Here is a 24970-nt window from a genome sequence, read left to right as displayed (position 1 = left end):
CGGGCGCGGTGCAGGCAGTCCGACCCACTCCGTCCCGCTAACCCGTCTACGCCCGACTTGGCGTCGGCCTGAGGCTTGCGCCAGAGTCATTCCCGATAATTTGCCGGAGCAGCATGATGGCGCTCGAACTCGAAAAGTATCAAGACATTCTGGACGAGCTCGGAGAGCATGCAGGCGAAGTGCTGCGTGCCTCCTGGGGGGAAGCCGCGCGCGTATTCAGCCCGCGTGGACTGGAACGCTATTATCTGCAAGGCGCAACCGGGCTCAAATCCTTGGGGCGCGGCACTGATCTGGTGGTGTCGTTCATACAGAGCGCGCCCGCCGTGGCGCGCGAGCTGGGCGAAGATGCCGTCGGTGATCTGCTGGCCGCCGCAATCAAGATGTATTCCAAGACCAGCGCCGCGGTGATCACGTCGATTTTTTCGACCAGTCCGGTGGCCGCCGCGCGGTTGGGCGATCCCGAGCTGTTTCGCGGCTATCTGCACCTGCTCGACACATTGCTGGCCCAAGCGCCGCGCGGCGTGCGCCCGATGCTGGATCACCTCGGCACGTTGCTGGGCCAGCTTACCCTGGGCGGCTTGCGGCGCTGGGCGCTGTGGGGCGCGCAGGCGCACAAAACCAATTTTGACGGACAGCTGAAATATTTCAGTCTGGACAGCCCGGAATCCATCGGCGTGTTGCAGCGGGAACGCAAGGGCACCCTGTTTATCGACGTGCAGCGTCGCATCGGAATGTACCTGCGCGCCTTGTGGGGGCGCGACTTCTTTCTGCGGCCCACCAGCGGCGATTTCGAGCAGCGCGAGGGTTACCGTCCCTATATCGATGGCTACATCATCCACTTGCCCGACGCCTACGATGATTTTGTGCCGGATCCGGCCGCTGACGAGGCGGAACGGGTTGCCGGCATTGCCCTGTACCGAGCCAGCGCGGCGCATGCTGCATGCCATCAGGTCTACACCGTACGGCAGTTTGACAGTACCGGCCTGAGCAGTTTGCAAAAGGTGCTGATGGGCTTGATCGAGGATGCGCGCGTAGAAGCGCTGGCACTGGCAAAATTTCCTGGCCTTCGGCAAACCTGGCTGCCACTGCATACCGCGACGCCGCAGTCGGGCGACGGTGCAGTCGCATTGATGGCACGGCTGGCGCGCGCGCTGCTGGATGATACCTACCAGGATATGCACGCCTGGGTCGCGCTGGGGTGCCGTTTATTCCGCGTCCGCTGTACTGAATCCGAGCCCACCGTGTGGGTGCGTGAGGTGGGTATCGAGCTGGCCGATGCGCTGCTCGCGTCAGGCGCAAATTACAGCCATACCAATGACGTGATCGACATCGTTTACCGTGACGACAACCGCTACATGTGGGAGTTCGAAGACATACTCGAAGCCGGTCAGGTGGTGGCCGGTGTGACCACCCAGCAGTTGCGCAAATATGTCAGCGTGATGGAAATGATCAATACGCTGGACGTGCCAGGCGCCGGCGACGATGCCAACGAGATCTGGGTGCTGAGCAGCGAATTCTTTCGCGACGAGGAAAGCACCAGCATCAACCAGCAGGAAGGCCGCGAACCGCCGCCGGATCCCTACCACTATGCCGAATGGGATTATCAGATGCAGCTGGATCGGCCGGACTGGTGCACGGTGCTGGAGAAGCGCCCGAAAACCGGCGAGGTCGAGCTGATCGACGAGATTGTCGTCAAGCACAAGCCGCTGGTCGCGCGCCTCAAGTACCTGATCGAGGCAATGCAGCCGCAGGGGGTGCAGCGCCTGCGCAAGCAGGAGGATGGCGACGAGATCGACCTGAACGCTGCGGTGCGCGCCATGATCGAGATGCGCATGGGCGAGCAGCCCGACCCGCGCATCATGATGCGTAACGTGCGCAAGGTGCGCGATTTGTCCGTGCTGCTGCTGATAGATTTGTCCGAATCCACGAATGACAGCGTGCTGGGTTCTGACAGCACGGTGCTGCAGCTGGCGCGTGAAGCGACCGTGCTGCTGGCCGATGCGCTGGACAAAATCGGCGATCCCTTTGCGATTCATGGTTTTGATTCCAATGGCCGCCATGACGTGGAGTATTTTCGTTTCAAGGATTTCGACGAGTCTTTCAACGACAAGGCAAAGTCCCGTCTGGCGGGCATGAGTGGGCAATTATCCACGCGCATGGGTGCGGCGATGCGGCATGCCGGCTCGCTGCTCAAACGGCAGCCCAGCAACAAAAAACTGCTGCTGGTGATTACCGACGGCGAGCCGGCCGACAATGACGTGCGCGATCCGCAATACCTGCGATTTGACGCCAAGAAAGCGGTGGAGGAGCTGACGCGTAACGGCATCGCGACCTACTGCCTGAGCCTGGATCCGCGCGCCGACGAGTATGTGTCGCGCATTTTTGGTGCGCGCAATTACATGGTGGTCGATCACGTCGAACGCCTGCCGGAAAAACTGCCGCTGCTCTATATGGGATTGACCCGATGACCCGCACTATGAAGACCCTTGCGGCCACGCTGTTTCCGTTTTTGCGCTGGTTCCCGCTCAGCGGTGAAAAACCGCGCGCGGATCTGGTAGCCGGCATCACTGTCGCGTTGATGCTGGTGCCGCAAAGCATGGCCTATGCCCAGCTTGCAGGCCTGCCTGTGGTATACGGCCTGTATGCGTCACTGTTGCCAGTGGTGGTGGCCTCGATGTGGGGTTCGTCGAATCAGCTGCACACCGGGCCGGTGGTCATGCTGGCGCTGATCTCGGCGGTGATCATCATTCCATTCGCTTCGCCTGGCAGCGACAAATTCATCGAGCTGTCCATCATGCTGGCATTGATGGTCGGTGTGTTGCGTCTGGCGCTGGGGATGCTGCGTCTGGGGGCGCTGGTCAACCTGCTATCCAGCCCGGTCGTGGTCGGCTTCACCAATGCCGCCGCGCTGATTATCGGACTGTCCTTGCTTGCCGAGGTGCTGAACGTGCCGTTCCTGCGCAGCGATGTGTTCATGGCAGATTTATGGCGGGTGGTGGCGCAGGTGCAGCATGCGCACCTGTCAACGCTGGGATTTGCCTTTGCAACAGCCGCCATCATGCTCGGCTTGCGCCGTTATATGCCGAAAATCCCCGGTATTCTGGTGGCGGTGGTGTTGACCACACTGGTGAGCTGGGCAATCGGTTTTGAGCGTAACCAGACTGTGCCCTTGTCAGCCGTGACGACAGCCGCGGCGCGTTCCAACATTGATGCGTATGCCCAGACAGAACGTCAGCTGCAGGTTTCGACCAGCCAGCTTTCCGATATCAACCATCGGCTGCGTGAATTCGACATGGGTTCACCCGATGCCATGGAGAGGCGGGCAGGGCTGCATGCCCAGGCCGAACTGGCGCGTCGTAAAATAGCCCGGCTCAAGGCAGAAAACAATCAGCGCAGAGTGCAGCTCCATGCGTTCCAGTTTGTACGCGAAGCGCAGCCCGACGGGCAGGTTAGCTACCGGCCCGCAGCCGAGGGCGAAGGCGCAGAATGGCGCTTTGGCAAGGTCAAGGACGGCCAGGTCAGCTTCAGCGGCAGTGGTCGCGTGGTCGGTAACATTCCGCTCGGCTTGCCGTCATTTTCGATACCCAGGTTGCAGGGCGATTTACTGCTGCCCCTGCTGCCTGGTGCATTGGTGATGGCGTTGATCGGTTTTCTTGAGGCGCGTCGATTTCCAAGGCGATTTCAGCCATGACGCGTGAGCGCATCAACCCCAGCCGCGAACTGATCGGGCAGGGTCTGGCAAACATCGTTGGCTCGTTCTTTCAGTCGTTCGTGGTCAGCGGCTCGTTCTCGCGTTCTGCGGTGGCAGCGCGTACTGGTGCGCGTACCGGGCTGTTTGCCGTCATCAGCGCGCTGGTGGTGGCGCTGGTGCTTCTGTTCTTTACGCCCTATCTGTACCATCTGCCCCTGGCAGTACTGACGGTGATTGTCATGCTGTCGGTGTTCGACCTGATCAAAATCCGTCCGCTGTTGATGGCGTGGAAGGTCGATCGCATGGGCGCGGTGACGGGGGTGTTCACGTTTGTTGCGACCCTGGCCATGGCGCCGTCCATCGCCAATGGCGTGTTGGCCGGCGTGGCGCTGACGATTATCATATTCCTGGTGCGACGTATGAAGCCGCGTGCCGTCTTGCTGGGACAGATGCCGGATGGCAGCCTCGCCGACATGAAGGCGCATGCCCTGCCGCCGGTCAGTCCGCATTTTGTGACAGTGCGCTACGATGGTTCGCTGGATTTCCTCAATGCGGCGCACTTCGAGGATGTGATATTGCGTGCCCACGCCGATTTTCCGCAGGCAAAAACTATACTGGTGATCGGCAATGGCATCCACAACATCGATGCCTCGGGCGAGGAAAAAATACGCGAAATCGCAAAATACATGCACGATGCAGGCGTGAAGCTGGCGTTCAGCAGCCTGAAGCAGCCGGTGCGGGAGAAGTTCGACAGCGCCGGCTTGCAGCACTTGCTGGGCGAAGACAATGTGTTCAAGAGCCGCGACATCGCGTTTCAGGCATTGCAGGCGCGCTACGCGTCTGGCGTGCATGTCGATGCGCACCCGATTCAACCGGAAAAATGAAAGCACCTCATGCCACTCGTTGATATGCAGGACATGCTCGGTCATGCCTACCGACACGGTTACGCGGTGGGTGCATTTGGCGTGGTCAGCTGGAATATCCTGGAAGGCGTGGTCGCCGCCGCCGAGAAGATGCGTGCGCCCATCATCCTGAGCATTTCCAAGTCGTACCCCGGTACCGACAACATCGAATCGCTGGCACGTGCAGTGACCGAAATGGGGCATCGTGCCACCATCCCCGTGACCTTTCAAGTCGAAGTGGAGAGTGACCCTGCCAGCGCAGAAGCCGCGATTGACATGGGTTGCTGCGGCATCGTGTTCAATGCGTCCTCGCAGCTATTACCTGACAACGTGGCGTTGACGCAAAAAGTGGTCGCGCTGGCTGCGCCGCTCGGGGTGCTGGTGGTCGGTCAGGTGGGGCTGATCGAAACCGGGCTGGAAGACGATCAAGCCGATGCCTCGGGGAATGGCGCGACCACGCCGCTGGAAGCCAAATATTACGTTGATCGCACCGGAGTAGGGTGCCTGGCGGTGTCCGTCAGCCGGATCAATTCTGGCGGCAGCAGCAAGTATAACTTTACCCGACTGTCGAAAATCAACCAGGCTGTCGGTATCCCGCTTGGCATTCATGGCAGCGCCGGTTACACCGATGACCAGATGCGTCGCATGATCGGTTTTGGCGCAGCCAAGATCAATTACAGCGCGGCGCTGCTCGACATCGCCGCACGCCGCATACGCGACAATGTCACGGCCGGGGCGTCAGGCTATGCGGCGACGGTGGCCGGTGTGCGCGAGGCGGTGCAGCTTGAAACCGAACGCTGTATCCAGGTCTGGGGCAGCAGCGGCCGTGCAGCAGAGGTATTGCAGCAATGCCGCGTGCGCAAACCTTTTGCACTGCTTGCAGAAAAAACGGTGTGACTACGTAATCGGTCGCAAATCGGCTAAAATGCAACACTGATTTTAACCGGACGCGCATCATGATCCAGCAACACAACCGTTTCGCACTGCGTGTTCTGCACTGGGTCGAAAACTTCGGTCTGGGGATCATTCTGCTGGTCACCCTGGTGGCCGGATTTCAGGAACTGCGCATCATGGTCGATGCGGGCACTGTCACGCTGACCGATCTGCTGCTCTTATTCCTCTATCTCGAAATCGTCACCATGCTCGGCCTGTATTACAAACAGGGCAAGCTGCCGGTGCGTTATCCCATCTATATCGCAATCGTCGCGCTGGCGCGTTACATCGTGCTAGGCATGAAAGAAATGGACGAATGGCGTCTGCTGGGGGTGGCCGCTGCGGTGCTCATGCTCACCCTTGCCGTCTTGGCGCTGCGCTACGGGCATACCCGCTTCCCCTATCGCGAAGATGGCGCGGATGGCGAATAAAAGAAAGATCAGAATGGATACACCTCTAATCGGCATCGTGATGGGCAGCAACAGCGACTGGGAAGTGATGCAGCATGCCGCACTGATGCTCAAATCGCTGGGCTTGGCTTTCGAAGCCAAAGTTGTCTCCGCGCACCGTACTCCCGACCTGCTGTTTGACTATGCCGCCAGCGCCGCACCACGCGGACTGCGCGCCATTATCGCCGGCGCTGGCGGCGCGGCGCACCTGCCGGGCATGCTGGCTGCCAAAACCACCGTGCCGGTGCTGGGTGTGCCGGTGCCTTCCAAATATCTGAAGGGTATGGATTCATTGCTCTCCATTGTGCAAATGCCCAAGGGGATTCCAGTCGCCACCTTTGCCATTGGCGAAGCGGGTGCGGCCAACGCCGCGCTGTTCGCCGCTGCGCTGCTGGCCAATGGCGATGCAGCGTTGGCTGCGCGTCTGGAGGCATTCCGCGCCGAGCAGTCCGCAGCTGTGCTCAACATGCGCCTGCCGGAAGCCTGACCGATGAATCAGATGATATTGCCCGGTGCCACCTTGGGCATGCTGGGCGGTGGCCAGCTTGGCCGCATGTTCACCATTGCCGCCCGCACCATGGGCTACCGCGTGATGGTGCTGGATCCCGATCCCCTCAGCCCGGCCGGGCAAGTAGCGGACATGCATCTGTGCGCCGACTACCAGGACGTCATGGCGCTGTCGCGTATGGGACGCGAATGCGCAGCGGTGACCACTGAATTCGAGAACGTCCCGGCGCAAACCTTGCGTGCGCTGGCGCTGCATTGCCCGGTGAAGCCGGGCGCAGAGGCAGTGGAAATCGCGCAGAACCGGGTGGTGGAAAAAACCTGGCTGCATGCGCATGGCTTTGCCACCGCGCTGTTTGCGGTGGTCGCAGCGCAGGCGGATATCGCCGCCGCCTGCGCACAGGTCGGTTTCCCCGCCGTGCTCAAGGTGTCGCGCTTTGGCTATGACGGCAAAGGCCAGGCGCGCGTTGCCAGCCTAGATGAAGCGCAGGCCGCTTTTGCAGCGATGGGCGGCGAAGTCTGCGTACTGGAGAAAATGCTGGTGCTGGAGTGTGAGCTGTCGGTGGTATTGGGGCGCAATGAAGCCGGCGCATGCGCGCTCTACCCGGTGTCGGAGAACATTCACGAAGCGGGTATTCTCGACATCAGCATCGTGCCGGCACGGGTGGATCAAACCCTGGCGCAAACTGCGCGCGCCATCGCGCAGGCCATTGCCGACCAGCTTGACTATTGCGGCGTAATGGCGGTGGAATTTTTTGTAGTGGATGGCGGCAAACTGGCGGTGAATGAAATCGCCCCGCGCCCGCACAACAGCGGCCACTACACGCTTGACGCCTGTCTCACCAGCCAGTTCGAGATGCAGGTGCGCACCCTGTGCAACCTGCCGATTGGCGCCACCACACAGCACACTCCCGCGGTAATGGTGAACCTGCTGGGCGACCTGTGGGGCGATAGCCAGCCCAACTGGGCGGCGCTGCTGCGACATCCGGCAGCCAAGCTGCACCTGTACGGCAAACAATCCGCCCGCCCGGGGCGCAAGATGGGGCATTTCACCTGCGTGGATGCCTCGCTGGAAGCCGCGCTGGCATTGGCGCGAACCATCCGCGCACAGTTATAAGGCATGCTGATTTTTTCATAGCCTGCTAGCATGTAAGTACGCCTTCTTAAGCGGAGCTTATATGTCCGAATTTCATGACTACCTGATTGTCGGCGCCGGGCTGGCCGGCGCCTCGGCTGCACAGGCAATTCGCGAGCTCGATGCCGACGGCAGCGTGCTGATGCTGGGCGCAGAGCCGCTGCCGCCGTATCATCGCCCACCCTTGTCCAAGGGTTTATGGCTGGGCAAGGACAACCCCGACGACATTTTCGTCAAAAGCGCCGAGCAATGGCAGGCATTCGGCGTGACCCTGCGCCTGGGCGATACGGTGGCGGGGCTCGATGCGGATAGCAAGCACATCACTACCGCCAGTGGCGTGCGCATCGGTTTTGGCAAGCTGTTGCTGGCGACCGGCGGCACGCCGCGCAGTCTGGCCGCGCCACCCACGCTGGCTGGACGTATCCACGGCCTGCGCACATTGACTGACTACCACCTGCTGCGCTCACTGGCACACGATGGCTCGCAGGTGCTGATTGTCGGCGCTGGTTTTATCGGTGCAGAAATGGCGTGCGCGCTGGCTGCCCAGCCCGGGGTGAGTGTCAGCATGATCTTTCCCGGCGCGGCACCGCTGGCCCGGATACTGCCGCCGTCGCTTACCCAGGTACTGGTCGAGCGTTATCGGGCGCATGGCGTGTGCCTGTATGGCGGGGATCGCGTGGCCGAATTCAGCCCGGGGCAGCGCGGCATCACTGCCCGCACCGGGCGCGGCGAGCAGATCGAAGCCGACTGGGTGCTGGCCGGGGTGGGTCTGGATTTAAACCTGGCACTGGCACAGAGCGCGGGTTTGGCGGTGGACAATGGTGTGCGCGTGAATGCGCGCCTGCAGACCAGCCACGACGACATTTATGCCGCAGGAGACATCGCCAGCTATCCCGATCCGGTGTGGGGAGAGGCAATCCGTACCGAGCACTGGGATCACGCTCAGGCGTCGGGTCGTACTGCCGGACGCAACATGGCGGGTGCGGATGAGCCCTATACCCATCAGAGCATGTTTTTCAGCGATTTGTTCGACATCGGCTTCGAGGCGGTTGGCACTTTGTCGAGCCAGCTGGAGATCTGTGCCGATATGGCCGATCAGGACAAGGGTGTGGTTTACTATTTGCAGGACAGCCAGGTGCGCGGCGTGCTGTTGTGGAATACCTGGGATCAGGTGGACGCCGCGCGCGAACTCATCGCCGCGCGGCAACTGGTAACAGCGGACGGCCTGATGGGGCAACTGGGCTAGTGTTCGACATTGATGCTGCTGATTACCTGCTCGACGATGCCGAATTTGCTATGATCAACCCGGATTTTCACCGGCATGTAGTTGTAATCCTGCGCCAGCCACACATCAATCGCGTCTTCGCCCGCTTCCGCGTTGCGCGCCAGGTGCAGGGTGCGTAGCTGTCCCAGCGGCGTATCCAGCAATTCGTCGCCCACCACATGCGCAGTATAGGGTTTGAGGCCTTTTCCGGTGGTGACATGGAGTAGCTGCTCGTCCTGGAACGGCGCCAGCATCGCCAGCTGGAAGGTCACGCTGAGGATATCCTGCGCGCCGGGCAGCAGTGGCACGGTGATGGCGTTGCTCATCTTGCCTACGGTGACAGTGTGTTGCCGGTAATCGAAGTGGGCGGCGGCGGTTTTGTCGGGTGTGGGTTTGCCGCGTTGGATCCAGAAATCATCCGGGGCCAGTCCCAGCGCGGTGATATGCCCCTGGCTGATCTGCACCAGCTTGCCCGGCTGGATCAGCGCGATCAGGCCGGTGCCCTCGGTAATGCTGGTCAGCACGTAACGATCGCCAATGACTTGCCAGATATAGGCGGCGCGGCCCACTTTGAATCCATTGACGCCCTTGAATACGGTGTAGCGGATTTCGGCCTTGCCGGGCATGGCGTTAAGTGGCGGCGGCGGAGGCGTTGCTGGCGCGCTGGCGGATGCGTCGGCAGACGGTGCCCGGGGCGCGGCGGGCGGTGTTTCGACCGGTGCGGGTGCGGCAGGTGCTGCAGCTTCAGTTACGGGCGCGGGTGGCGCTATCGGTTCGCGGATTGGTTGCGCCGGAGGTGCAGGTTTGACACGCGGCATGGGCCTGGGACGCGGCCTGCGCGTGGCCTCGACCACCGGTTTGGGTTTGAGAACGGGTTTGGGGAGCGGCAGCGGTTCGAGACGTGCCTGAATCAGCGTTTCATGGCTGTTGTCGGCAGGTAGCTGGAAGCCGGGCGTTGCCAACAACAGCAAGTGCGTCAGCACCGATATCGCCAGCGCCAGCAAGAAAATCCTGCGCATTCGCGATGACGTATTCAACCTAGAAACCGCAGTTGGACGCGCCCGCCGGTACGTCCGGGCGCGTAGCGATGTCACCCAAAAGGTGAATGCGAACGAAGGCGGAACACTCAGTATTCATGCGGCTCTCATGAGGGAAATGAGTGGTCTACTACGGTTTTTAGGTTCAAGGCGCTGAACCGGTCACTGGCAGCAGCCATGCATGGGTTTATTCGATCTTGATCTGGTTGAGTGTTTGCAGCGCGGTGGCACCGTCATCGACGATGCGTACCTGGGCGGGCAGATAGCGCTTGTCGCGTGCCAGCCACACCTCGATCTGTTTTTCGCCTTGTTCCGGCTGGTTGCGGTAGTGCAGGGTTTTGAGCGCGCCTACCGGTGTGGCAAGAGTCTCCTCGCCCACCAGCGTGTATATTTCGTGGTTCAGGCTGTGGCCGGTGGAGACATCAAAATCCAGTGTTTTCGCACCCGGTTTGACGAACATGAACTGGTACAGTACCGATAGCCGATCCTGGGCATCCGCAGGCAATGCGACGGCCTCGCTGCGATCCTTGCTGGTGTGCGTGACCTGCCTGGTCTTCCAGTCGAAACTGGAGCTGATGTTTTTTTGTGGGGCGTCGCTGCGGGTTTGCTCAAATTTTGTTGGGCGCAGGCCGTGCGCGGTAATTTTCCCTTCGCTGATGCTCTCCAGCTGGCCTTTGAACAGCACGGCGAGCGGGCCCGCGGCGCGGGTCTGGCTGTCAATACGATAATTGTTACCGTTGCGTGTATAAGTTTCATGCACGGAGCCGACTTCAAGGCCATTATGCGTAAGGCGGTAATCAATTTGGATCTGGCGCGGGGCGGCGAACGCAGGTACAGCTATCAAGGCTAGCAGCAGAGCTATATAACGCGTCATGACGGGCTTCCGGAAATGAATAGAATCTGTTCAGACCCGTCATTGTCGCGCAAGTTTACTCGTCCGTCGCTTTGTTCCACCAGTCGGCCCTCAGCAAACCAGGCAATTGCCTTGGGGTAGATGTGGTGCTCGGCTGCCAGTACACGCGCCGCCAGGGTATCGGGCGTGTCATCGGACCGCACTGCCACCGCAGCCTGCAGGATGATGGGGCCATGATCCAGCGTGGGGGTGACGAAATGCACCGTGCAACCGTGAATTTTCACCCCTGCGGCCAGTGCGCGCGCGTGGGTATCGAGGCCGGGAAAGCTGGGCAATAGCGACGGGTGAATATTCATCAGTCGCCCTGCGTAATGTGTCACGAAGCCGTCGGTGAGGATGCGCAGGTAGCCCGCCAGCACCACCAGCTCCGGCTGGTAACGGTCAATAGCCTCGATCAGTGCGCTGTCAAAATCCACGCGGCTGGCGTGCTGCCTGTGATCCAGCGCCAGCGCCGGGATGCCGTGGCTGCGCGCCAGATCCAGCCCGGCAGCGTCGGGACGATTGCTGATCACGGCGGCGATCTCCACCGGGAGTTGGGCATCCAGTATGGCCTTGAGGTTGGAGCCGCGCCCGGAGATGAGGACGACCAGCTTCATCAAGCCACGCCGCGGCTGGCCAGGTAATCCTCGTAGTTGCCGTCGTACACGGTCGGGCCCTGGCCGGTGATCTCGATGACGCGACTGGCCAGCGAGGACACGAAGGAGCGGTCGTGCGAGACGAAAATCACCGTGCCCTTGAACAGTTCCACAGCCGTGTTGAGCGACTCGATGGATTCCATATCAAGGTGGTTGGTAGGCTCGTCCAGCACCAGCACGTTGGCACGCGACAGCATCAGCTTGCCGAACAGCATGCGCCCCTGCTCGCCGCCGGACAGCACGCGCACCGATTTTTTCGCATCGTCGCCGGAGAACAGCAGCTTGCCGAGCACGCCACGCACCATCTGGTCGTCGTCACCGGGCTGGGTCCACTGCTGGATCCAGTCGAACAGGGTGAGGTCGGAGTCGAAATCGGCGGCGTGATCCTGACCGTAATAGCCGATCTTGGCATTTTCCGACCATTTGACCGTGCCGGCCTTGGCCGGCAGTTCGCCGATCAGGGTTTTGATCAGGGTGGATTTGCCCACGCCGTTTTCTCCGATGATCGCCAGGCGATCCCCGGCCTCGATCATGAAGCTCAATTTGGAAAACAGCGGCGTGTCGTAACCAATGGCGAGATCCGTCACCTCGACCACGTTGCGGTGCAGCGGTTTTTCCTGCTCGAAGCGGATATACGGATACTGGCGCGAAGACGGTTTGATCACGCCCATGTCCTGTTTCAGTTTGTCGATCTGCTTGACGCGGGAAGTGGCCTGACGTGCTTTGGAGGCGTTGGCGGAGAAGCGCGACACAAAGGTTTGCAGTTCGGCGATCTTCTCCTTGGCGCGGGCATTGGCGGAGACCAGCCCCTCACGCGCTTGCGTGGCGGCCTGCATGTACTCGTCGTAGTTACCCGGGAAAAGCTGGATCTTGCCGTAGTCCAGATCGGCCATGTGGGTGCAGATCGAGTTCAGGAAGTGACGGTCGTGCGAGATGATGATCATGGTACTGGTGCGCTGGTCCAGCACGGTTTCCAGCCAGCGGATGGTGTTGATGTCGAGGTTGTTGGTGGGCTCGTCCAGCAGCAGGATGTCAGGGTTGCCGAACAGCGCCTGCGCCAGCAGCACGCGCAGTTTCCAGCCCGGCGCGACTTCCTGCATCGGGCCGCTGTGTTTGTTGGTGGGGATACCCACGCCCAGCAGCAGTTCGCCCGCGCGCGCTTCGGCCGAGTAGCCGTCGAGCTCGGCAAACTTGCCTTCCAGCTCGGCTGCGTGCATGTAGTCTGCCTCGGTGGCTTCCGGGTTGGCGTAAATGGCGTCCTTTTCCTGCTTGACCGCCCATAGCTCGGCGTCGCCCTGCATTACCACATCGAGCACGATCTGGTCTTCAAAACCAAACTGGTCCTGGCGCAGCCAGCCCAGCTTTTCGCCGCTATCCAGCGCGACGTGGCCGGCGGTCGGGGTGAGCTGGCCGGCGAGAATTTTCATGAAGGTGGACTTGCCGCTGCCGTTGGCGCCAATCAGGCCGTAGCGGTTGCCGTCGCCGAATTTGACGGTGACGTTTTCAAACAGGGGCTTGGCGCCGAACTGGATGGTGAGGCCGAGTGTGGAGATCAAAATGCATTACCTAAGGATAAACAGGAACAGGCGCCATTTTACCAGCGTGGCGCCGGACTTGCTGGCGTGCATTACCAGGGGCTGGCGGGCTTATGACCGGCTCGGGTTTGTCAGCCTGGTTTGCCAGTGCCCACCGCTGGGAATGTCGAGGTAATAACCCTGTACCATGTCCACGCCCATTTCTTTCAGCATCGCGTAGATTTCGCGGCTTTCCACAAACTCGGCAACGGTGGTTTTGCCCAGCCCGCGTGCCACGTCCACAATTGCTTTGACGAATACCTGGTTGTCGCGCTCAAAGATGATGTCGCGGATGAACAGGCCGTCAATCTTGAGAATGTCGGCCTTGATGTGCTTGAGATAGGCGAATGACGCAAAGCCGGTGCCAAAATCATCCAGGCAGATGATGCAGCCGGTGTGGCGCAACGCCTCGATGAAACGCTGCGCGTCCTGCAGGTCGGACAGTGCGGAAGTCTCGGTGATCTCGATCATCAGGCGGCGCGGTTCAACCTTGGCAGAAAGCAATTCGTCGGAAATGAAATGTGCCAGGCCAGGGGCGTCCAGCGAGCGTCCTGAAATGTTCACTGCCAGTGCCGGAATCTCCGGCTTGGCCTGGAGCAGCGCAATGCTCTGCTTCAGCACCCAGCGGTCTATCTGCAAAATCTGGCCGTTTTTTTCTGCCAGCGGAATGAAATGACCGGGCATGATGAGCTGTTGCGGGTCAGTCTCGTCACGCATTCGCAGCAGCACTTCCAAGTGTGCCAGTGTACCGCTTTGGGTGTGATAAATTCCCTGAAAGTGCAGTATGAAGCGGTCCTCCTCCAGCGCCCGTCCGATGCGCTCATTCCAGCTCATGCGCTGGATCATTTCACGCGAGGTGTCGAGATCGGCACGGTAGCTGCGCCAGGCATTTTTGCCCGCTTCCTTGGCCTGATACATGGCGGCATCGGCGTGGGCGACCAGTTGTTCGGCGCTGTCCGCATGCTGCGGGTAGGCGGCAATGCCGAGGCTGCAGGTCAGGCGCAGGTTTTTGCCCTCGAAGCGGAACGGAATCTGCGCCACCGCGCGCACGATGCGTTCAGCCAGCGACTGAGCGTCCGCTTCGCTCGCATCCGGCATGAGTATGGCAAATTCATCACCACCCAGGCGGCAGAAGACTTCGTTGCTGCGGATCAGTGCGCCCACTGCGCCAGCCACGCGAATCAGCATCGAGTCACCGGCGCGGTGGCCAAAGGTATCGTTGATGTATTTGAATTCGTCCAGGTCAAAAAACAGCAGGCTGCCGCTATTGCCGTGACGCGTGACGTCGCCCACCATGCGCCCGAGTTCGTCTTCAAAGCGGCGCCGGTTGTAGAGGCCGGTGAGCGAGTCACGCTCGGCCAGATAAATCAGCTGTTCAGCGGTCTGGCGTTCGCGCGTGACGTCCTCAAAAATCAGGATACGCCCGATGATGCGGCCATCCTGCTCACGCACCGGGTAGGACAGCTGGGTAATCATGCGCCCGTCGGTCATTTCGATTTCCAGGCTCTCCGAACTCTCGTGCGTGCCCATCACTCCCATGATGTGACGCGAGAAATGGTCCGGGCGCGCCAGCACGCAGCCTGAGTCGTTGAGCAGATCGGCAATCTCGCGTCCGACCAGATTGTCGGTGTTGCGGATCATCCATATCTGGGTGAAGGCCGGGTTGGTATAGGCTACGCGGTTGTTGATGGTGACAAACAGGATGCCCATGTTCATCGCCGACAGCAGCGCCAGCAGGCGGGCCTTTTCCTCGCGCGTTTCCGCGAGATAGCGGCGCTGGATGGATTCGGCCTGCTGCAGCGCTTCGATGCGGCTGCGCAGGCTGGCCGCCATGGCGTTGAAGGCGTGGTTCAGCTGTCCCACTTCGTCACGGCTGGTGACCGGGAGATGGATATTGAGATTGCCCGCCGCCATGGTCTGGCTGGCCTCGGCCAGCCGGCGCAAAGGACGGGTCAGCCACAGGCTGATGACGAACAGCAGCACAAATGACGCCGTTAACGCCACTCCGCCTATCGCCAGGGTTTTGTATTTCATGCGCGCCTCGGCGCGCGTGAGAAAATCGCTGGAAATGCCGAAATACAATGTGCCATAACGCGCATCTCCCAGCGTGATGGGCATGGCGGAGTCGAATATGCCATTGCTGCCCGCATCGGCGAAGCTCTGGTCTTGCCGGGGTAATTTGCCGTTATCCAGACCCGCCGCCGCCAGTTGCCTGCCTTGCGCGTCGGCCACGACCAGATAGCGCAGGCCTTTTTCCTGGTGCATCGAGTCAAGTAATTCCTGAATCCCGGCCAGATCGCGTTGGAACAGCGCAGTGCCGAGCGCGGCATTGAGCGGCGCGCGCAACTCCTGTACGCGCAGTTCGGCGCTTTCCAGCAGGCGTTGCCGGGTGTCATGCAGGCTGGTGAATGCCAGCAATCCCAGCATGGTGAACTGCACCAGCATGGCGGCCAGCAGCAGTTTGACCCAAAGAGGATAAGCAATGCTGCGGATCATGGGGAGGATTCTTTCATCAGGCGCTGCGTTTCCGCCCCGTAGCGTGCCATCGCTGCCAGGCTGTGCGAGTTTGCGGGGAGGATGCGTCCGAAGTGGTTATGGTCAAGGAACAGGCGCCCCTGCGGGGTGGCGCCGAAGCTCAGCAAGGCGTCCTGCACCGCCCCGGCTGTGGCTGGGGAGAGGCGGGAATTAGCCATGAAAAAAAAGCTTTTTACCGCAGTGGTTGCCCCGATGATGCGCAGCTTGCCCCGCGCTGCTTCCGGCAGCTGATTGAAAAACAGGACGTTTATTATGGCTGCCGGAACCTCGCCGTTGATCACGGCCAGGGCCGCATTGTTGTGGGTGCCCCGGTTCAGAAAGCGGTAGTCTATATCACGGCGCAGGCCGGCCTCTTGCAAATAGGCTACCCCCAGGATCGTTACGAATGCCAGGGGATCGGGGATGGCGATATCGCGGCCCCTCAATTCGGCGGCGGTGTGCAGTCCGGACGACGCAGCCACCACCAGCAAGCCGCGGATGGAGCTGGCATAAGTGGCCAGTGGTCGATAGCCGGCTTCGTGTTCGGCCAGCCATGCCAGGTGCGGTGGGGTCAGCACGATATCGAAGCTGCCGCGTTGGGTGGCTTCAATGAAGGCGCGGGGGGTTTTTGCCGTATAGAGTTGTACCGGTCGTGCGAGTCGCTGCTGCAGATAATCGGCGAGGAGCTGATACAGCCGGAATTGGCGCTGGGGCGACAGGTTGGGAAACAGTCCGATGACGAGCGGTGTGGTCGCCGCGTGGGCGCCAAGCGGCAGGCTGCAACATAGTATCAGGGCGCATAGCTGGCGTCGCGTCGGGTTCATCGCGCCGGATTATATCGGTTTGACGAACACTTTGGAGCGGCGCTGGTAGTTATACAGCGCCTGCTTCCGGGTGGGCAGCTCAGTGACATTGGCTTCTTTGAAGCCGCGCTCGATGAACCAGTGCGCGGTACGCGTGGTGAGCACGAACAGGCGTTTCAGTTTCAGCGCGCGCGCCTTTTTTTCGGCGGCTTCCAGCAGCGCGTCGCCACGGGCATTGCCGCGGTAATCGACATGTACCGCCAGGCAAGCCAGCTCGCCGGCGCGCTCGTCGGCAAACGGGTAGAGCGCGGCGCAACCAATCAGTATGCCGTCGTGTTCCAGCACGATGAAGCGTTCGATTTCCATTTCCAGCCGTTCGCGCGAGCGCCGTACCAGCATGCCGTCCTCTTCAAGCGGCCGGATCAGTTGCAGGATGCCGCCGACATCGTCTATGCCGGCCGGGCGCAGGGTTTCCAGCCGTGCCGGGGTGAGCATGGTACCGATGCCGGCGTGGGTGAACAGCTCCGACAGCAGCGCGCCGTCGACGTGGCGACTGATCAGATGGACGCGGCTGACGCCGTGCTTGCTGGCGGTGATGGCGCAAGGCAGGTAAAAACCCACGTCCTCGGGCAAGGGCCGTTTGCCGGCCGCGATCTTTTCCGCCTCCGGCACGGTGAGCACGCGTAGCAGGCCACCCCGAGCGTTCTGCACACCTTCGGTTTCCATCAGGAAAATCAGCTTGTCCGCACCCAGCGCCAGAGCGGCGTTGGTGGCCACGTCCTCCAGCGACAGGTTGAATATTTCGCCGGTGGGCGAATAACCGAGCGGCGACAGCAGCACGATGTCGTTGTCTTCCAGGCGCTGGCGGATGGCGGCGGCGTTGATCTTGCGCACCTCGCCGGTGTGCAGCAGATCCACCCCGCCGCGCACGCCCAGCGGCCGGGCGGTGACGAAATTGCCGCTTGCCACGCGGATGTCGGCGTTGGCCATCGGGCTGTTGGGCAGCCCCATCGACAGCAGCGCCTCGATTTCCACCCGCACTTCGCCTACCGCTTCCTTGACGCAGGCCAGCGCCGCATCGTCGGTGACGCGCAGGCCGTCGGCGTAACGGATCACCGCGTTGCGCTGGGTCAGGTGCTCTTCTACTTGCGGGCGTACTCCGTGCACCAGCACCAGGCGTACGCCCAGGCTGTTGAGCAGGTTGAGATCGTGCGCCAGGCGGGTGAACTGACCGTCGCTGAGCACTTCGCCGCCAAAGGCGATAACAAAAGTCTTGCCGCGAAAGGCGTGGATATAGGGCGCGGCAGCGCGGAACCAGTGGACGAAGGCGGAGGGTGGAGAGGCAGGCATACGGTCCTGTTGTTGGATTTGGATTGGATGTGCTTGAAGTGTATAACAAATTCCGCGGGCGCGTTACAGGTCTCCCCACAGGGTTTGCATTGCGGCGAGTGCCGCCAGCGCGGCAGTTTCGGTGCGCAGCACACGCGGCCCCAGCCGGATCGGGATGAACCCGGCAGTGAGCGCCGCGCTGTATTCATCCGCGGCAAAGCCGCCTTCCGGCCCCGCCAGCATGGTAACGTCGCCGCCGGGCCGGGGCAGGGTATGCAGGGTGTGTTGCGCATCCGGCGCGAACATCAGCTTGAGCGGCGCCGTGGCGGACTGTGCCAGCCAGACCGGCAAGGGGGCAATATCGGACACCTCCGGCACACGGTTGCGGGCGCATTGTTCACAGGCGGCAATCACCAGGTTTTGCCAATGGTTGCGGCGCTTGTCGGCACGCTCGCCCGACAGTTTCACCACGCTGCGCGCGCAGGCAACCGGCTGGATCGCGTGTACACCCAGTTCCACCGCTTTTTGCAGGGTGTAGTCCATGCGCTCGCCGCTGGAAACGCCTTGCGCCAGCGTGACGCGCAGCGGTGTTTCGCGTTCCACGTCTTGCCGCGCATCCACGTGCACTTCCACCTCGCGCTTGCCGATGTGGTGGATATTGCCCGCCCACTCGCCACCCTGGCCGTTGAACAACGTTACCGCGTCGCCTGCAGTCAGGCGCAATACCCGTGCAGCGTGGTGCGCGCAGGCGTCCGGCAAGGTGATGAGGGTATCCGGGGCAAGAGTGTCGGGCAGGTAAAAGCGTGGCATGGCGGCTAAAAGAGGGCTGAGGTGCGTGATATGATAATGCGCATCGCATTGTAATTGGAGTTGAAGCAAATGGTCAGCCTGCAAACCCCCGTCTGCAATTTTGGCTGGAAAGCCCCGGATTTCGATCTGCCCGGCGTGGACGGCAAGCGTTACACCCTGCAATCGGTAATGGGCGAACATGGTCTGGTGGTGATGTTCATCTGCAACCACTGTCCCTACGTGCAGGCCATCCGCCCGCGTCTCGTGCGGGATTGCCGTGAGCTGCGCGATCGTTACGGCATTAACAGCATTGCCATCATGTCCAACGATCCGGCGGACTACGCGGAAGACAGCTTCGCCAACATGCAACGGGTCGCTGCCGAGTTCGACTTTCCCTTTCCTTATGTGTACGACGCAAGCCAGGCTGTAGCACGCGCTTACGACGCAGTGTGTACACCGGATTTCTTTGGATTCAATCGTGGCTTTGAGTTGCAGTATCGTGGACGCTTCGACGCTTCGCGCAAGGAAACCGCCCCGGAGGGCGTGCGTCGTGACTTGTTCGAAGCCATGGTACAAGTGGCACAGACACAAAAAGGCCCGCTGGAGCAGATTCCCGGCATGGGCTGCTCGATCAAGTGGAGGACGGCATAAATCTGAAAAAAGCGATTAACTGCGGGGAACACGGAGAATACGGGGTAAAATCCCGGGTGAGCCGGGTGAGAGTGGTGAGTTCTGAAGTCTTTGGTTTTGCGAGACAGGTCGCCCATCCCTGCGGACCCTGCTCTCCTCGTGTCCCCGTGGTTCAATAAGCAACCGTTTTTTAGGATAACAGTCGTGCTGCAATCCGTCATTGAGGTTGTCAGGCGCGTCGCCCTGGCCGAGGTGATGCCGCGCTATCTGAAAGTTGCCCACAGTCGCAAGGCGGACGGCAGTTTGTGTACCGAGGCAGACCTGTCGTGTCAGGTGGCGCTGGTGCGTGAGCTGACCCGCATCGCTGCGTACCCGGTGCTGGGCGAGGAAATGACTGAGGCCGAGCAGCACCGGCAGTGGGCGGTGGGGACTGACGGGCTGTGGTGTATCGACCCCATCGATGGTACCTCCAATTTCGTCAATGGGGTGCCGTATTTCGCTGTATCCGTGGCGCTGATGAAGGCCGGGCGTAGTGTCATGGGCGTGATTTACGACCCGGTAGCCGACGAGATGTTTTACGCTGAAAAAGGCCACGGCGCTTTTTTGAATGGCGAACCGCTGCCGATCAGGACCCGTTCGCCCGACTTGCGCCACAGTCTGGCCGGGGTCGAATTAAAGCGCATCAGCGACGCCATCGCGATGCAGGTGGTGTTGCATCCCCCCTTCAGCTCGCAACGCAACTTCGGCGCCAGTACGCTGGATTGGTGTTACACCGCAGCAGGGCGATTCGATGTTTATTTGCATGGCGGGCAAAAACTCTGGGACTACGCTGCCGGCTGCCTGATTATGGAAGAGGCGGGCGGACAAATGTGTACCCTGGCCTGCGACGATTTCTGGGCGGATAACCTGTGGGAGCGCCCGGTGGTGGCGGCACTGGGTGTCGATTTGTTTGCGGAATGGAAAGCCTGGATACGCGCGGCGGATAAATGAACAGGACACACCAATTAAAAACTTTGATTATCGCCAGGACGATTTGAAAAACCCAGCACGGCGCCTTAAAAACCGGGCATTTCCCGCCATAAAGCCACGGCTTTCCCCGCCAATTCAGGCGCTTGCCGCGCTTGCCCAAATTGGCCGGCTCGGCCATAATCAAGAACTTTCACTGCATTTTTTGATGTGAAGCAGCGATGCTGTGCCGCTTAGACATTTGAATTATCGAGCCTGCGGGCAAACCGCTGGTTGCAAATATTCTGTACGTTCCCTCTCCGGGTATGCCGGTTGCAAGCCTGAGGGTGCGTTTTGGCAGCATTAAACGTATTTTTATCAACCAAGGAAGAAGCAATGGCAACTCGTACCGATCTCGCAAACGCTATCCGGGCGCTGGCCATGGACGCGGTGGAACAGGCCAAGTCCGGCCACCCCGGCGCGCCCATGGGTATGGCGGAAATCGCCGAAGTGGTGTGGAACCACCACCTGCGGCACAATCCGGCCAACCCCCATTGGCCTGATCGTGACCGCTTCGTGCTGTCCAACGGCCACGGCTCGATGCTGCTGTATGCGCTGCTGCATCTGACTGGCTATGACCTGCCGATGGACGAACTCAAGCGCTTCCGTCAGCTGCACTCCAGAACCCCGGGTCATCCGGAGTATGGCTACACCCCCGGCGTGGAAACCACCACTGGCCCGTTGGGTCAGGGCATCACCAATGCAGTGGGCATGGCGATGACGGAAAAGCTGCTGGCTGCCGAATTCAACAAGCCTGGCCACGAGATCGTCAATCACCATACCTATGTGTTCCTCGGCGACGGCTGCCTGATGGAAGGCATTTCCCACGAAGCCTGCGCGCTGGCCGGAACCTGGGGTTTGGGCAAGCTGATTGCGTTCTGGGATGATAACGGTATCTCGATTGATGGCCACGTCGAGGGCTGGTTCACCGACGATACCCCCAAGCGTTTTGAGGCATACGGCTGGCATGTGATCGCCGGTGTGGATGGGCACGACGCGGTTGCTGTCGAGGCCGCCGTTCAGGCTGCCAAGGCAGTGACCGACAAGCCCACCATGATCTGCTGCAAAACCATTATCGGTAAAGGCTCCCCCAATAAGGAAGGCACCCACGATGTGCACGGTGCCGCACTGGGCGCGCAGGAAATTATCGATACGCGCAAGCATATTGGCTGGGATCACCCGGCGTTTGAAATCCCTGCCGACATATACGAAGGTTGGGATGCCAGGACCAAGGGCGAAGGCCTGGAAAGACTGTGGAACAACAAATTCGCCGAATACGCTGCAGCCTTCCCGGCTGAAGCAGCCGAATTCAAGCGCCGCATGGCCGGTGATCTGCCAGCCAACTGGAACGAGCACCTGGCCCAGGCTGTTGCCGCCATCAATGCCAAGGGCGAAACCGTCGCCACGCGCAAGGCTTCGCAAATCGCCATCAATGCACTGGCACCGGTATTGCCCGAGTTTCTCGGCGGTTCTGCCGATCTGACCGGTTCCAACCTGACCAACTGGACCGGCTGCCACCACGTCCATGGCAACAGCACCGGCAACTACATTTCCTACGGCGTGCGCGAGTTCGGCATGTCCGCCATCATGAACGGCATGGCGCTGCACGGCGGCGTGCTGCCGTTCGGCGGCACCTTCCTGATGTTCTCCGAATACGCCCGCAACGCGCTGCGCATGGCCGCGCTGATGAAGCAGCGCGTGATCTGGGTATTCACGCACGATTCCATCGGCCTGGGCGAGGACGGCCCTACCCACCAGCCGGTGGAGCAGACCGCTACCCTGCGCATGATGCCCAACATGGACGTGTGGCGTCCGTGCGATACCGTGGAAACCATTGTCGCCTGGGGACAGGGCGTGCAAAAACGCAGCGGTCCCACCAGTCTGATTTTAAGTCGCCAGAACCTGGCCTTCATGCCGCGTGACGAAGCCGCCATCGCCAATATCGCCAAGGGCGGTTACGTGCTGAAAGACGCGGCCAATGCCAAGGTGGTGCTGATCGCTACCGGCTCCGAGGTCGAGCTGGCAGTGAAGGCGCAGGAAGCCCTGGCTGCTGAGGGTATCGCCGCACGCGTGGTATCCATGCCGTGCACCAGCGCCTTCGACCGCCAGGATGCCGCCTACCAGGCCAGCGTGCTGCCCAAGGGCATCGTGCGCGTTGCCGTGGAAGCCGGTGTCAGCGACGGCTGGCGCAAATACGTCGGCCTGGAAGGCGCGGTGGTGGGTATCGATACCTTCGGCGAATCCGCGCCGGCACCTGATTTGTTCAAACACTTCGGCTTTACCGTCGACAATGTGGTGAAGGCGGTTAAAGGCGTTCTGTAAAAACCATTTGAACCACGGAGTACACGGAGTAAACCTTTCATGGGTTCCCTCCGCGTACTCTCCGTGTACTCCGTGGTGAAAGATTTTGTTTTCAACTTAGTCCTTAAGGAGTAACTCAACAATGACAATCAAAGTTGGTATTAATGGGTTTGGCCGCATTGGCCGCATGGCGTTCCGCGCAATCGCCAAAGATTTCCCGGGTATCGAAGTGGTCGCGATCAACGATCTGCTTGACCCTGAATACCTCGCATACATGCTCAAGTTCGACTCCGTGCATGGCCGTTTCAATGGTGACGTCGCAGTTGAAGGCAATAAGCTGATGGTCAATGGCAAAAAAATTCGTTTGACCGCCGAGCGCGACCCGAACAACCTGAAATGGGGTGAAGTCGGTGCCGACATCATTATCGAATCGACCGGTTTCTTCCTGACCAAGGAAACCTGCCAGGCGCACATCAACGCAGGTGCCAAGAAAGTCGTGCAATCCGCGCCTTCCAAAGACGATACCCCGATGTTCGTGTACGGCGTGAACCACACCAAATACGCCGGCGAAGCGATTGTTTCCGCCGCTTCCTGCACCACCAACTGCCTGGCACCGGTCGCCAAGGTACTGAATGACAACTGGGGCATCAAGCGCGGCCTGATGACCACCGTGCATGCGGCTACGGCAACTCAAAAAACCGTTGATGGCCCGTCCAGCAAGGACTGGCGCGGTGGTCGCGGCATCCTGGAAAACATCATTCCATCGTCCACCGGCGCGGCCAAGGCCGTCGGCGTGGTGTTGCCGGAGCTGAAGGGCAAGCTGACCGGCATGGCATTCCGCGTGCCGACTTCCGACGTGTCGGTGGTTGACTTGACCGTGGAGCTCAACCAGGAGACCTCCTATGCCGACATCTGCGCGGCCATGAAATCCGCTTCCGAAGGCGCGCTCAAAGGCGTGCTGGGTTACACCAGTGAGAAAGTGGTTTCCACCGATTTCCGTGGCCACTCGGCACCTTCAGTGTTCGACGCTGAAGCCGGTATTGCGCTGGATTCCACTTTCGTCAAAGTCGTGGCCTGGTATGACAATGAATACGGTTATACCTGCAACATGCTGCGTTTTGTGCAACACGTGGCGAAATAACCGAAAGCAAGCGGCAAGTCATGACCTGCGCAAGTAACATCGCGTTTGATTGACTTGCCCTTGCGCATGTAACGATGTGAGCTTTAAGGTCTGGGACATTCCCAGTCCTTAAACCTTACTTTTCTGGAGAATCACAATGGCAGTTATCCGCGTTACCGACCTTGATCTCAAAGGCAAACGTGTTTTCATTCGTGCCGACATGAACGTGCCGGTCAAAGACGGCAAGGTCACTTCCGACGCCCGCATCACAGCGTCCATGCGCACCATAGAACATTGCCTCAAAGCCGGGGCAAAAGTCATGGTTACGTCTCATCTTGGGCGTCCGACCGAAGGTGAATACTCCGAAGAAAATTCGCTCAAGCCAGTGGCTGATGTGCTGAGCGCCAAGCTGGGTAAGCCGGTGCGGCTGGTGAAAGACTGGATCGACGGCGGCTTCGATGTCGCCGAAGGCGAACTGGTGCTGCTGGAAAACGTGCGCTTCAACAAGGGCGAGAAAAAGAGCCTGGACGAGACTGCGCAAAAGTACGCCAAGCTGTGTGACGTGTTCGTGATGGATGCTTTCGGCACTGCCCACCGCGCCGAAGGATCCACCCATGGCGTCGCCAAGTTCGCCCCGGTGGCGGCTGCCGGCATTCTGCTTACCGAAGAACTGGAAGCACTGACCAAGGCGCTGCTCAGCCCGGCGCGTCCCATGGTTGCCATTGTTGGTGGTTCCAAGGTGTCCACCAAGCTGACCGTGCTGGAAGCTCTGTCCGAAAAAGTGGATCAGATGGTAGTGGGTGGCGGCATCGCCAACACCTTCCTCAAGGCCACCGGAAAGAATGTCGGCAAGTCCCTGTGCGAGGACGATCTGGTTCCCGTTGCCCAGGCGCTGATGCAGAAAATGACCGCGCGTGGCGCCACCATTCCCGTCGCAGTTGACGTGGTGTGCGGCAAGAAATTCGACGCCAATGAACCCGCCGTGCTCAAAGATGCAGGTGCGGTGGCGGATGACGACATGATTTTCGACATTGGTCCAAAATCCGCCCAGGAGCTGGTGGATATCATCATGAAGGCCGGTACGGTAGTGTGGAACGGCCCGGTGGGTGTGTTCGAGTTCGACCAATTCGGTGCCGGCACAAAAAAAATTGCTGAAGCGATTGCCAGCACCAAGGCCTTTACCCTGGCTGGAGGCGGCGATACGATTGCGGCGATACAAAAATATGATATCTACGACAAGGTATCTTACATCTCCACCGCTGGCGGCGCTTTCCTGGAATTCCTGGAGGGCAAGAAATTGCCTGCTGTCGAAATCCTTGAGCAACGCGCGGCAGGCAAATAATCCATTAACGGTGTCTGGCTAGCTGCGGACGCCACTACGCGGGCAGGAAACTCTGCGCGCTGGCGTGTCTCTGGCTGGTCTTTTTCAGAGTAAACAAATT

At 60.4% G+C, this 24970-nt stretch carries 21 protein-coding genes; 13 read left to right on the top strand and 8 right to left on the bottom strand.

The annotated features are described in order from the left end of the window. Positions 1-116 precede the first annotated feature (116 nt). The 8 genes from GZH91_RS16835 (at position 117) to GZH91_RS16805 (ending at position 8860) form a co-directional block, all read left to right on the top strand. Positions 117-2468 carry a nitric oxide reductase activation protein NorD gene (locus tag GZH91_RS16835; RefSeq protein ID WP_147071070.1) on the top strand — a complete coding sequence of 784 codons (2352 nt, stop codon included), beginning with the start codon at positions 117-119 and terminating at the stop codon, positions 2466-2468. Between the two features lie 8 nt (positions 2469-2476). Next, the gene (locus GZH91_RS17895; protein ID WP_198415343.1) at positions 2477-3691 is read left to right on the top strand and encodes a SulP family inorganic anion transporter; all 1215 of its coding nucleotides are present in this window, start codon (positions 2477-2479) and stop codon (positions 3689-3691) included. Then, positions 3688-4575: a SulP family inorganic anion transporter gene (locus tag GZH91_RS17890; RefSeq protein ID WP_198415342.1), complete on the top strand. Its 888-nt coding sequence runs from the start codon at positions 3688-3690 to the stop codon at positions 4573-4575. Before GZH91_RS17895 ends, GZH91_RS17890 begins: the two co-directional genes overlap by 4 nt. Before the next feature lie 9 nt (positions 4576-4584). Further along, a complete protein-coding gene (locus GZH91_RS16825) occupies positions 4585-5490 on the top strand; it encodes a class II fructose-bisphosphate aldolase (protein ID WP_147071034.1) in 906 nt (301 codons plus the stop codon). 59 nt (positions 5491-5549) lie between these two features. Next, complete coding sequence (locus GZH91_RS16820) at positions 5550-5957, top strand: phosphate-starvation-inducible protein PsiE (protein ID WP_147071031.1); 408 nt, start codon at positions 5550-5552, stop codon at positions 5955-5957. Between the two features lie 13 nt (positions 5958-5970). Continuing rightward, entirely contained in the window at positions 5971-6462 is a 492-nt protein-coding gene (gene purE, locus GZH91_RS16815) for a 5-(carboxyamino)imidazole ribonucleotide mutase (RefSeq protein ID WP_147071030.1), read from the top strand. Positions 6463-6474: 12 nt separating this feature from the next. Then, complete coding sequence (locus GZH91_RS16810) at positions 6475-7596, top strand: 5-(carboxyamino)imidazole ribonucleotide synthase (protein ID WP_147071069.1); 1122 nt, start codon at positions 6475-6477, stop codon at positions 7594-7596. Positions 7597-7657: 61 nt separating this feature from the next. After that, complete coding sequence (locus tag GZH91_RS16805) at positions 7658-8860, top strand: NAD(P)/FAD-dependent oxidoreductase (protein WP_147071028.1); 1203 nt, start codon at positions 7658-7660, stop codon at positions 8858-8860. Here the strand turns inward: GZH91_RS16805 and GZH91_RS16800 are convergent. The 8 genes from GZH91_RS16800 to GZH91_RS16765 all read right to left on the bottom strand — a co-directional run bounded on the left by GZH91_RS16800 (position 8857) and on the right by GZH91_RS16765 (position 18493). Next, complete coding sequence (locus GZH91_RS16800) at positions 8857-9897, bottom strand: DUF3108 domain-containing protein (protein WP_147071026.1); 1041 nt, start codon at positions 9895-9897, stop codon at positions 8857-8859. The genes GZH91_RS16805 and GZH91_RS16800 overlap by 4 nt on opposite strands. Before the next feature lie 205 nt (positions 9898-10102). Then, a complete protein-coding gene (locus GZH91_RS16795; RefSeq protein ID WP_147071024.1) occupies positions 10103-10789 on the bottom strand; it encodes a DUF3108 domain-containing protein in 687 nt (228 codons plus the stop codon). Continuing rightward, on the bottom strand, positions 10786-11424 hold the full coding sequence (gene purN / locus GZH91_RS16790) for a phosphoribosylglycinamide formyltransferase (RefSeq protein WP_170227428.1): 639 nt from the start codon (positions 11422-11424) through the stop codon (positions 10786-10788). Before purN ends, GZH91_RS16795 begins: the two co-directional genes overlap by 4 nt. Then, entirely contained in the window at positions 11424-13019 is a 1596-nt protein-coding gene (locus GZH91_RS16785; protein WP_147071020.1) for an ABC-F family ATPase, read from the bottom strand. The genes purN and GZH91_RS16785 overlap by 1 nt, the downstream gene beginning before the upstream one ends. A gap of 90 nt (positions 13020-13109) precedes the next feature. Beyond that, positions 13110-15533, bottom strand: a complete 2424-nt coding sequence (locus tag GZH91_RS16780) for an EAL domain-containing protein (RefSeq protein WP_147071018.1) — start codon at positions 15531-15533, stop codon at positions 13110-13112. After that, positions 15530-16375 carry a phosphate/phosphite/phosphonate ABC transporter substrate-binding protein gene (locus GZH91_RS16775; protein WP_147071016.1) on the bottom strand — a complete coding sequence of 282 codons (846 nt, stop codon included), beginning with the start codon at positions 16373-16375 and terminating at the stop codon, positions 15530-15532. The genes GZH91_RS16780 and GZH91_RS16775 overlap by 4 nt, the downstream gene beginning before the upstream one ends. Before the next feature lie 9 nt (positions 16376-16384). Beyond that, positions 16385-17704: an amino-acid N-acetyltransferase gene (argA, locus tag GZH91_RS16770; protein WP_147071014.1), complete on the bottom strand. Its 1320-nt coding sequence runs from the start codon at positions 17702-17704 to the stop codon at positions 16385-16387. Positions 17705-17767: 63 nt separating this feature from the next. Next, positions 17768-18493, bottom strand: a complete 726-nt coding sequence (locus tag GZH91_RS16765) for a 16S rRNA (uracil(1498)-N(3))-methyltransferase (protein WP_147071012.1) — start codon at positions 18491-18493, stop codon at positions 17768-17770. A gap of 69 nt (positions 18494-18562) precedes the next feature. Between GZH91_RS16765 and GZH91_RS16760 the strand changes: the two genes are divergently transcribed. From GZH91_RS16760 to GZH91_RS16740, 5 genes are all read left to right on the top strand, one after another. Then, positions 18563-19123 (top strand): thioredoxin family protein, encoded by a 561-nt coding sequence (locus tag GZH91_RS16760; protein ID WP_147071010.1) that lies wholly within the window; start codon positions 18563-18565, stop codon positions 19121-19123. A gap of 183 nt (positions 19124-19306) precedes the next feature. Next, positions 19307-20092: an inositol monophosphatase family protein gene (locus GZH91_RS16755; protein ID WP_198415341.1), complete on the top strand. Its 786-nt coding sequence runs from the start codon at positions 19307-19309 to the stop codon at positions 20090-20092. A 351-nt stretch (positions 20093-20443) separates the two neighbouring features. Beyond that, positions 20444-22429 carry a transketolase gene (tkt, locus tag GZH91_RS16750; RefSeq protein WP_147071008.1) on the top strand — a complete coding sequence of 662 codons (1986 nt, stop codon included), beginning with the start codon at positions 20444-20446 and terminating at the stop codon, positions 22427-22429. A gap of 121 nt (positions 22430-22550) precedes the next feature. Then, positions 22551-23549 (top strand): type I glyceraldehyde-3-phosphate dehydrogenase, encoded by a 999-nt coding sequence (gap, locus tag GZH91_RS16745; RefSeq protein WP_147071006.1) that lies wholly within the window; start codon positions 22551-22553, stop codon positions 23547-23549. Positions 23550-23685: 136 nt separating this feature from the next. Then, complete coding sequence (locus tag GZH91_RS16740) at positions 23686-24870, top strand: phosphoglycerate kinase (protein WP_147071004.1); 1185 nt, start codon at positions 23686-23688, stop codon at positions 24868-24870. Positions 24871-24970: the final 100 nt, after the last annotated feature.

Origin of the sequence: Sulfuriferula plumbiphila, from assembly GCF_009938015.1 — a bacterium.
In the GTDB taxonomy this organism is placed as follows: Bacteria; Pseudomonadota; Gammaproteobacteria; order Burkholderiales; family Sulfuriferulaceae; genus Sulfuriferula; species Sulfuriferula plumbiphila.
This window is presented reverse-complemented; position numbering and strand designations above follow the sequence as displayed.